Source organism: Propionicimonas sp. (assembly GCF_047606205.1).
In the GTDB taxonomy this organism is placed as follows: Bacteria; Actinomycetota; Actinomycetes; order Propionibacteriales; family Propionibacteriaceae; genus Propionicimonas.
Genome location: NZ_JASGES010000147.1, coordinates 1 through 9,111 on the forward strand (window position 1 = coordinate 1; position 9,111 = coordinate 9,111).

The following is a 9,111-nucleotide window of genomic DNA, read 5'->3' on the forward strand; positions in this document are numbered from 1 at the left end:
ACCGACCGCGACCGACACACCCACCGCGACCGACACACCCACGCCGACCGACACACCCACGCCGACCGACACACCCACGCCGACCGACACACCCACCGCGACCGACACACCCACTCCGACCGACACACCCACCGCGACCGACACACCCACTCCGACCGTGACACCCACGCCGACCGTGCCGCCCACCGCGACGGACACACCCACTCCGACCGTGACGCCCACGCCGACGGACACACCCACGCCGACGGACACGCCCACCGCGACCGAAACTCCGACCGCGACCGCCACACCGACGATCACCGCCACGCCGACGGCGTCCGCGTCGCCGACCTGGACGTCATCGCCCACACCGCGGCCCAGCGCCACGTACCGTCCGTCCGCGTCCGCCAGCGGCTCGGCGGCGGATGACTCGACGGCGACGGGTTCGGACTCCCCGGACCAGAGCCAGCGCAAGCCGGCCAAGGCAGAAGAGCCGCCGGCCGAGCCCGCCCGCAAGGAGAGTTCCGACTACGCGGTCCACGTCGAGGGCGTGAAGTCTTCCGCCGGCACCAGCCGTTCGACCGAGTCCAGCTCCCAGGCGTCCCAGACGCCCGACACCCGAGGCGGGGCGTCGACCGAGCAGAACTCGTGAGGGTCCCGCGGACCCTCGCCTGCGCGGTGACGGCGGCGGCCCTCGGCCTCGCCGGCTGCTCCGCAGAACCTCCCCAGGGGGTGACGTCCGCTCCCGGGCCCGTCGCGTCGACCAGCACGCCGTCGGCGACGCCCACCGTCACGCCGTCCGCGACCCCGACGCCGAGTGCCACGACGACCCCGACGCCGACCGTGGACACGCCCCCGAAGGACACCCGGAAGGGCGCCCAACGGGCGACGCCGTACGAGGTGAACGGGATCATCGTCGTGTCCAAGAAGCACCGGATCACCGCCGCGTACGGGCCGGAACACCCCACCGGCCCGTACCACCTCGAAGCGGTGGCAGCGAAGGCGCTCGCCCGGATGACGGCGGCGGCGAAGGCCGACGGGGTGAGGATCCGCGTCCACAGCGGCTACCGCGACTGGGCCAGTCAGAACGCCAGCTACCAGAGGGCCCTCAAGAACTACCCGCAGAACATCAGCTTCTACGCCCCGGCCGGTGCCAGCGAGCACCAGACCGGGCTGGCCGTCGACCTGTGGGACGGCGTGACGTGGAGCCTTCCGATGGCCAACACCGCGACCGGAAAGTGGCTGTTCGCGCACGCCCACGAGTACGGGTTCATCCTCCGCTACCCCAACGGCAAGGCGAAGATCACCGGCTACCACTACGAACCGTGGCACTACCGCTACATCGGCAGGGCGGACGCCGTGAAGTTCGGCAACAACAAGCTCACCCTCGAGGAGTACCTCGGCCTCGCCTGAGCGCAAGAATGGCGGCATGAGCATCGACACCCTCCCCGGCGCGGGCAAGCGGATCGGCATCCTGACCAGCGGCGGCGACGCACAGGGCATGAACGCGGCCGTGCGCGCGGTCGTGCGCACGGCGGTGAGCCTGGGCGCCCAGGTGTTCGCGATCTACGAGGGCTACCAGGGCATGGTGGACGGCGGGACCGGCATCCGCGAGCTCGTCTGGGAGGACGTCGGCAGCATCCTGCACAAGGGCGGCACGATGATCGGCACGTTCCGGTCGAAGGACTTCCGCGAGCGCGACGGGCGCCGCAGGGCCGCCCGCAACCTGCTCGAACACGAGATCGACCGGCTGATCGTGATCGGCGGGGACGGGTCGCTGTCCGGCCTCGACCAGTTCCGCGCGGAGTGGCCGGACCTGCTCGAGGAGCTGGTGACGGCAGGCGAGCTCAGCCGGGAGGTGGCCGACGCGCACCCCTGCCTGCTGTTCGCCGGGCTGGTCGGCTCCATCGACAACGACCTGGTCGGCACCGACATGACGATCGGCGCCGACACCGCCTTGCACCGCATCGTCGACGCGATCGACGACCTGGCCAGCACGGCGGCCAGCCACCAGCGCAGCTTCGTCGTCGAGGTGATGGGACGCCACTGCGGCTATCTGGCCCTGATGAGCGCGATCGCCGGCGGCTGCGACTACGTGCTGCTGCCCGAGCAACCGCCGGCCCCGGGGTGGGAGGAGCGCATGTGCGCGGCCCTCCGCAGGGGCAGGGCGGCCGGACGGCGGGACTCCCTGGTCGTGGTCGCCGAGGGCGCACGCGACCGCAACGGCGACCCGATCACGTCGGCCTACGTGCGCCAGGTGATCGAGGACCAGCTGCACGAGGACGCGCGGGTCACGATCCTCGGCCATGTGCAGCGTGGCGGGGCGCCGAGCGCGTACGACCGCTGGGCGTCGACCTGGCTCGGCTACGAGGCGGTGCTGGAGGTGCTGGGTGCGACCGCCGACGTCCCCGGTCCCGTGCTCGGTTTCCGCGGCAACCGGGTCCATCGGGTACCGCTGGTCGAGGCGGTCGCCGCCACCCGCAGGGTGCCGACGCTGATCGCCTCCGGCGACTACGACGCGGCGATGGCCCAGCGCGGCGGCTCGTTCGTCGAGGCGTACGGGATCCTGCAGGAGCTGGTGGAGCCGAGCCGGATCGACGCGCCGGAGACGTCGAAGCGGATCGCCGTCATCCATGCCGGCGGCCTCGCCCCCGGCATGAACGCCGCGGCGCGGGACGCCGTCCGGCTGGGCATCAGCCGCGGCCACACGATGCTCGGCGTCCACGACGGGTTCCCCGGGCTGCGGGACGGCCACGTCACCGAGCTGGTCTGGGCCGACGTCGAAGGATGGCTGACCGACGGCGGCGCCGACCTCGGCGTGCGGCGCACGGTGCCGACCGTTGAGGAGCTGTACCGGATCAGCCGGACCATCGAGGACAACCACATCGATGCGCTGCTGATGATCGGCGGCTGGAACGGCTACCAGGCCGCAGAGTTGCTGCACTCCGAACGCGACCGGTTCCCCGCCTGCGGGCTGCCGATCGTGTGCGTGCCCGCGTCCATCGACAACAACCTGCCCGGCTCCGAGCTCGCGATCGGGGCCGACACGGCCCTGAACGTGATCACCGAGGCGATCGACCGGATCAAGATGTCCGGCAGCGCGGCCAAGCGGGCGTTCGTGGTGGAGACGATGGGCCGCTACTGCGGCTACCTCACGCTGATGGGCGCGCTCGCCGGCGGGGCCGAGCGGGTCTACCTCCACGAGGAGGGGATCAGCCTGGACGCGCTGTCGGAGGACCTGACCTGGCTGCGGAACAGCTTCGCCTCCGGCCGCAAGCTGTTTCTCGCGATGCGCAACGAGCTGGCGAACCCGCTGTACACGACCGACTTCCTGGCCCGGCTGCTGGAGCAGGAGGGCCAGGGTCTCTACGACGTGCGGCAGAACGTGCTCGGCCACATCCAGCAGGGCGGCTGTCCGACGGCGTTCGACCGGCTGCTGGCCGTCAGGCTCGTCTCACGCGCGCTGAACCTGATCAACGACCAGTTGGCCGGCGGGACGAGCGAGAGCTTCTACCTCGGCCTCGTGCAGTCGAAGGTCACCGCCTTCCCGATGAGCCAGATGCTGGGCGAGATGGACCTGCGCTACCGACGCCCCAAGGAGCAGTGGTGGCTGGCGCTGCGTCCGGTGCTGAAGGCCGTCTCGGACGCTGCCGTCTGAACGGGACGATCCCCCGCTGCCGCAGGAGGCCACCCTGCCGTTCAGGTCGTCACCCGGACGGTGGCGAGGATCCGCCTGGCCAGGGCCGCATCCGAGGTCCTGCCGGTGACGGTCACCACCACGCCCTCGATCGTGGACGACCACTGCTTCCAGCCCGGGGTGTCCCCGTCCCAGGGCCGGCCCGCCACGACGGCGGACGGGTCGGTGACCGACACATGCAGCGCCTGCCGCGCCGGGGTCAGGGCGGCGCAGTTGTCGGCGTGGTGCTGGTCCAGGCCGTGGTTGGTGTCCACATAGGGCGAGTCGGGGAAGTCGAAGGAGCTCCTGAAGCAGTAGTCGGAGGGCGGGGAGTAGGCCTCGCCCCAGCTCTCGGGGACGCCGAGTTCGACGCGCTGGCCCGTGTCGACCGTGTCGTAGCGCACCTTCCGGAATCCTTCCGGGAGCGTGGACGCAGTGGGGAGTGTCGCACCCGCCTGGGACGGGTGCAGCAGGAGCACCTGCGCACGGTCCTGCGACACGAACAGCCAGTACACCTTGCCGTCCACCACGGCGGCCGTGCGATCGGCGGCCATGGCGGCGCTGATCGGGTAGGTGTAGGTGGCGACGAGGCCGCCGTCCCTGGTGAACTCGTACAGGTAGCCCTGGCTGGTGCTGCCGCCGGTGTCGTCGCGCCGGGTGTCCCAGATCTCGTACCAGGCGTGGTCGGCATCGCGGGCCACCAGCGAACCCGACAGCGCAGGGTTGCGGGTGAGGATCTCCACCTCGAAGCCGCCGTCCTGCACGACCAGCCGGTCCCCGGCGGCGCCGACCCGGACGTCCGGCGCGACCGGGAGCGGGCCGGGCCCGGCGACGAGCAGCCACTCGCCGCCCTGCCGCACAGCGACGATGTCGTCCGCCACGGCGATCAGCCGCGTGACATCCGTCGCCGCCGCGACCCCGGCCGGCAGGTCCTGCCCCGCCACCAGGTCCGAACCGCGCAGCTCGTAGGCGTGCACCCGGCCGTCCACCACCAGGTACCACACGCCGTCGCGGACGAGAATGCCGGTCAGGGTTCCCTCGACGGGGCTGAACACCGAGAGGGTCTTCGTCCCGTCCCTGTACACGACGATCCGCCCGACGACCGGGTCGAGGACGTACACGGTGTCGCCGTCGACGCTCAGCGCCGTCGGCCCCCGTCCGACCCCGTTGACCGACAGCAGGCCGGGATCATCCACCAGCACCTCACCGGTGCTCGGGTCTTCCGGCGCCGGCTGGACCAACGGGGGCCCCGAGGACGCCGGCGCGCTCGGCACCCCGACCACCACGTCCCCGGCCGGGCCGCCCTCGAGGAGCGCTCCGGCCAGCCCGATCGCCGTCGCCAGCACAGCGACCATGGCCGCGACCAGCAGGGTACGAACCCGCCTGAGACGCCGCTTGGCCACCTCGCCGAGGGCGACGATCGCCTCCGGCGCGATCGGCGTCACCGGTGCGGGCAGCACCTCGATCCGTCCCAGTCCCTCCCGGAAACCTCGCTCGAGCTCACTCATCACCGTCTCCCGCCCGCTCGCGCTCGCGCAGTGCCTTCAGCGCACGATGGATGTGCGAACGTGCCGTCGCCTCCGGACAGCGCAGCGCCCGCGCCACCTCCGCATAGCTGAGATCGTCATAGAACCGCAGGACGACGGCCGCCCGCTGCACCGGTGGCAGGCTCGCACACAGCTGCCACGCCGCGTCCGCCAGCACGAACCCGGCGCCCAGGTCGGCCACCACGGGAGCGGACGCCAGCAGCATCGGGTCCGCTACCGGACGTACCCTCCGCAGCCGGCGCAACCGGACCAGGCAGGCGTTCGTCACCGAACGACGGACGTACGCGTCCGCCCGCTCGGGATCCAGCGACGCCCAGCGCGGATACAGGCTGACCAGGGCGTCCTGGACGGCATCCCTGGCTTCCTCCCAGTCACGGGTGATCAGGCAGGCCAGCCTCACCAGTCCGTCCGACCGGGCGCGGACGTAGTCCTCGAAGGTCAGCGCAGGCATCGGCTCCACCGTCGCGGCTGGGGTTCGACCGGCGCGGTCGTCACTGCTCACGTCCTCTCTATTCAGGAGGCGCCCGCGGCGTTGCAGGCCGGCCTCCCGGAGGATCACCCCGCGAAGGTGGACGTGTCGATCACGAAGCGGTAGCGGACGTCGGAGGCCACCACCCGGCCGTACGCGTCGTTGATGTCCTCGCCGCCGATCACCTCGACCTGGGCGGCCAGGCCGTGCTCGGCGCAGAACTCCAGCATCTCCTGGGTCTCCGCGATGCCGCCGATCTGCGAGCCGGCGAGGATCCGGTTGCCCGCGGTCAGGCCGGACAGGTTGAGCGTCACCGGGTGCTCGGGCAGGCCGACGTCCACCAGTGCGCCGCCGACCTTCAGGGTGCGGACCAGCGCGTTCAGGTCCTGGTCGCCGGAGACGGTCGAGATCACCAGGTCGAAGCTGCCGCGCAGGCCGCGCAGCGTCCCCGGCTCGGAGACCGCGTAGTACTCACTCGCCCCGAACCGGCGCCCGTCGGCCTCCTTGGAGCGGGTCTGGCTGATCACCGCCACCTCCGCGCCCATCGCCGCGGCGATCTGGACGCCCATGTGGCCGAGTCCACCCATGCCGACGATCGCGACCCGCGTGCCGGGACCGGCGCCCCACCGCTTCAGCGGCGAGTACAGGGTGATTCCCGCGCAGAGCAGCGGCGCCGCGTTGACCAGCTCGATTCCGTCCGGGATCCGGCAGAGGTAGTCCTGTTCGACCGTGATGCAGGTCGAGTAGCCGCCGGCGGTCGGAAGGCCGTCCCGCCCGGTCGCGTTGTAGGTCCAGACAGTTCCGCCCGGGCCGTCGCAGAACTGCTCCAGGCCCGCCCGGCACTGCTCGCATTCGCCGCAGGAGTCGACGAAGCAGCCGACGCCGACCCGGTCGCCGACCGCGAACCTGGTCACCTGCGTGCCGACCTCGCGGACGACACCGGCCAGTTCGTGCCCCGGCACCAGGGGGTAGGTCGCCGGCCCCCACTCGCCGCGTGCGGTGTGGATGTCGGAGTGGCAGATCCCTGCGTAGACGACGTCGAACAGCACCTCGGTCGGCCCGGGCTCACGCCGCTGGATGGTGGTGCGGGAGAAACGGCCGGTGGGGCCGTCGATGGCGTACGCGATCGCCTCGGGCATGACAACTCCTGATCTGCGGGGAACACCCTGCATTCTGCCAGCCTGCGCAGGCGCCCGCGGACCGCACCGAGGGACGCGGCCCCGGCCCGGTCAGGTCTTGACGAAGCGGCCGGCGACCATCGTGCGCCGGGCGGACAACTCACGAACGCCCTCGAGGATCTTCGCCCCGTCGAAGCCGGGGAAGGGCAGCACGTTCAGGACCGCGAGGAAGAGGCTGCTGATGCCGCCGACCCACCACAGCGAGGTCTCGGTGGCGCCGGCGGTGAGCTGCCCGTCCGCGGTGCCGAAGTAGGCCACCGCGAGGACCGGGAGGGAGAACAGCAGGTGCGCGAACGGGCCGGCGGCGCTGCGCAGCACGCGGTCCCAGCCGCTGGGTCGGGGCTCGATGACGACGCCGAGCCCCGCGCCGTTGAGGACGGCCTTGGTCCACTGGTGGCCGGCGGCCATGCCCGCGACGACGTGGCCGAGTTCGTGGATGATCGTGCCGAGCAGGACCAGGACGGTGACCGATGCGCCCCAGTTCAGCGACTCCGCCAGCGGGACCGGTTCACCGAACCGCCGGGTGGCCAGGAAGTGGAACCAGGCGTAGACGAGCACGAGCAGGACCATCGTGACGGCAAAGCCGGGCTTGACGTCCACCTCGAACTCGCGTCCGGGCTGTTCGTCCACCTCGCCTCCTCAGCTCCGTGTCCGTCGGGGTGAGGCCAACCATACCCGTCCTGTCCCCCGAAAGGGGGACCCGTCCGCCGCTGATCTCGCTCAGCCGTGGGCCGGACCGCCGGGTCACAGGCTCCCGAGCCAGAACCCGAACGCGGCACCGGCGACACTGAGCACCAGCATGCCGACCGCGTGCGCGACGGCCCCCCACCCGATGCCGGCCCTGGTCAGCCGCGCCGCTTCCACGCAGGCCGTGCTGAAGGTGGTGTAGCCGCCGAGGAAGCCCGTCCCGAGCACCGTCCGGACGCCGGGGTCTCCGGTGTGGAACGTCCACCAGCCGGTGATCAGGCCGAGCAGCAGCGAGCCGGTCACGTTGATCAGCACCGTCCCCTGCGGCACCCGCGAGTTCGCCGTCCGGCGCTGCACCTGGGCGTCCACCACGAACCGGGTGACGGCACCGAGGCCTCCGGCCAGCGCGACCAGGACCGGGATCACCGGATGCCCCCTCGTGCGCGCCGGGCCGCGCGCATCAGCCGGCGCGCGGCCCTCGCCCCGAGATAGGCCAGGCCGACGCCGATCACGACGCTGGCCAGCGCATAGCCGACGCCGACCGGCAACGCACCGGACCGGACCAGGGACACCGTCTCGACCGAGAACGTGCTGTAGGTGGTGTAGCCGCCGAGCACGCCGGTGCCCACGCCCAGCCGGAGCCCGCGACGCCACCCGCGATCCGGCCCGCTCGCCGCCAGCACCTCGAGCAGGGCGCCGAGCACCAGAGCCCCGGACAGGTTGATCCAGAACGTGGTCCACGGCCACTGGCCCGGGACTGCGGGCCAGGCCGACTCCAGCGCGGCGCGGACGGCCGTGCCGACCGTGCCGCCGACCATGATCACCCCCAGCCACACCGGACGCACCGGGATCCGGAGCATCCGCAGGCCGGGGACGCTGTGCCCGCCATCGCGAACGTCTACCACGCGGCCGGCGCCTTCCAGTCGACGACGGCCAGCGGCACGATCACGACCGGGCGGTGCTGATGCCTGGCGAGCCGCACCGCGACCGAGCCGGCGATGAACTCGCGCCACCGCTCGGCCGAGGAGGGGTGCTTGGCGCCGACCATGATGGCCGACGCATCGACCGCCCTGGCCAGGTGAGTGAGCGCCCGGTCGGCACGGCCGGCGAGATAGCGGAACTCCCACGGCCCGGAGTGGTCGGCGAGCACCGTGGCCAGGAAGGTCCTGATCTGCGTCTCCCGCTCCTGCCAGGAGTCGTCGGCCTGGTCGGGGCTGATCGCCGAGTGCTGGACGGTCCCGTCCTCCGCCTCCACGTCGACGATGCGGGACGGGTCGGAATAGCCGAAGTAGAGCGGCACACCACCCAGCGCGTTCGACCAGGCGGCCGCGTTCAGCGCGACGAGTTCCGGCTGCCCCGGGACCACTCCGACCACGATCGGGTGGCCGGGCACGGGAACCATGCGCTGCGGACTGGGCTGGGGTACGCGACCGAACGCCATCTCGACCTCCTGTGGGCACGCTCCGCGCCCATCGACGGAGCAGGAACCATCAGCCTGTCGGCGGTTCGGGACGAGCCCGGGCGGGATCCATCGCCTCCCCGCACCTTAGCGAACCGCCCGGACGCACGGCACCG

At 72.0% G+C, this 9,111-nt stretch carries 10 protein-coding genes and 1 riboswitch; of the genes, 2 read left to right on the forward strand and 8 right to left on the reverse strand.

All coding sequences use genetic code 11. The annotated features are described in order from the left end of the window. The coding region (locus tag QM633_RS09430) for a hypothetical protein (protein WP_415153500.1) at positions 1-453 on the reverse strand (453 nt) is incomplete at its 3' end. A 174-nt stretch (positions 454-627) separates the two neighbouring features. Between QM633_RS09430 and QM633_RS09435 the strand changes: the two genes are divergently transcribed. Both QM633_RS09435 and QM633_RS09440 read left to right on the forward strand, forming a co-directional pair. Further along, positions 628-1,392, forward strand: coding sequence for a D-alanyl-D-alanine carboxypeptidase family protein (locus QM633_RS09435; protein ID WP_415153501.1), 765 nt, complete (start codon positions 628-630; stop codon positions 1,390-1,392). Between the two features lie 16 nt (positions 1,393-1,408). Then, on the forward strand, positions 1,409-3,637 hold the full coding sequence (locus QM633_RS09440; RefSeq protein ID WP_415153502.1) for a 6-phosphofructokinase: 2,229 nt from the start codon (positions 1,409-1,411) through the stop codon (positions 3,635-3,637). Between the two features lie 41 nt (positions 3,638-3,678). Here the strand turns inward: QM633_RS09440 and QM633_RS09445 are convergent, their stop codons facing one another. The 7 genes from QM633_RS09445 to QM633_RS09475 form a co-directional block, all read right to left on the reverse strand. Then, complete coding sequence (locus QM633_RS09445; protein ID WP_415153503.1) at positions 3,679-5,163, reverse strand: hypothetical protein; 1,485 nt, start codon at positions 5,161-5,163, stop codon at positions 3,679-3,681. After that, complete coding sequence (locus QM633_RS09450) at positions 5,156-5,653, reverse strand: sigma-70 family RNA polymerase sigma factor (RefSeq protein WP_415153504.1); 498 nt, start codon at positions 5,651-5,653, stop codon at positions 5,156-5,158. Before QM633_RS09450 ends, QM633_RS09445 begins: the two co-directional genes overlap by 8 nt. A 104-nt stretch (positions 5,654-5,757) precedes the next feature. Further along, positions 5,758-6,810, reverse strand: coding sequence for an NAD(P)-dependent alcohol dehydrogenase (locus QM633_RS09455; protein ID WP_415153505.1), 1,053 nt, complete (start codon positions 6,808-6,810; stop codon positions 5,758-5,760). A 90-nt stretch (positions 6,811-6,900) separates the two neighbouring features. Next, complete coding sequence (locus tag QM633_RS09460) at positions 6,901-7,479, reverse strand: hypothetical protein (RefSeq protein WP_415153506.1); 579 nt, start codon at positions 7,477-7,479, stop codon at positions 6,901-6,903. Positions 7,480-7,593: 114 nt separating this feature from the next. Further along, positions 7,594-7,962: a fluoride efflux transporter FluC gene (locus tag QM633_RS09465; RefSeq protein ID WP_415153507.1), complete on the reverse strand. Its 369-nt coding sequence runs from the start codon at positions 7,960-7,962 to the stop codon at positions 7,594-7,596. After that, on the reverse strand, positions 7,959-8,441 hold the full coding sequence (locus QM633_RS09470; RefSeq protein WP_415153508.1) for a FluC/FEX family fluoride channel: 483 nt from the start codon (positions 8,439-8,441) through the stop codon (positions 7,959-7,961). Before QM633_RS09470 ends, QM633_RS09465 begins: the two co-directional genes overlap by 4 nt. Further along, positions 8,435-8,977, reverse strand: a complete 543-nt coding sequence (locus tag QM633_RS09475; RefSeq protein WP_415153509.1) for a universal stress protein — start codon at positions 8,975-8,977, stop codon at positions 8,435-8,437. Before QM633_RS09475 ends, QM633_RS09470 begins: the two co-directional genes overlap by 7 nt. Positions 8,978-9,010: 33 nt before the next feature. Beyond that, positions 9,011-9,081, reverse strand: a riboswitch (Fluoride riboswitch). Between the last annotated feature and the right edge of the window lie 30 nt (positions 9,082-9,111).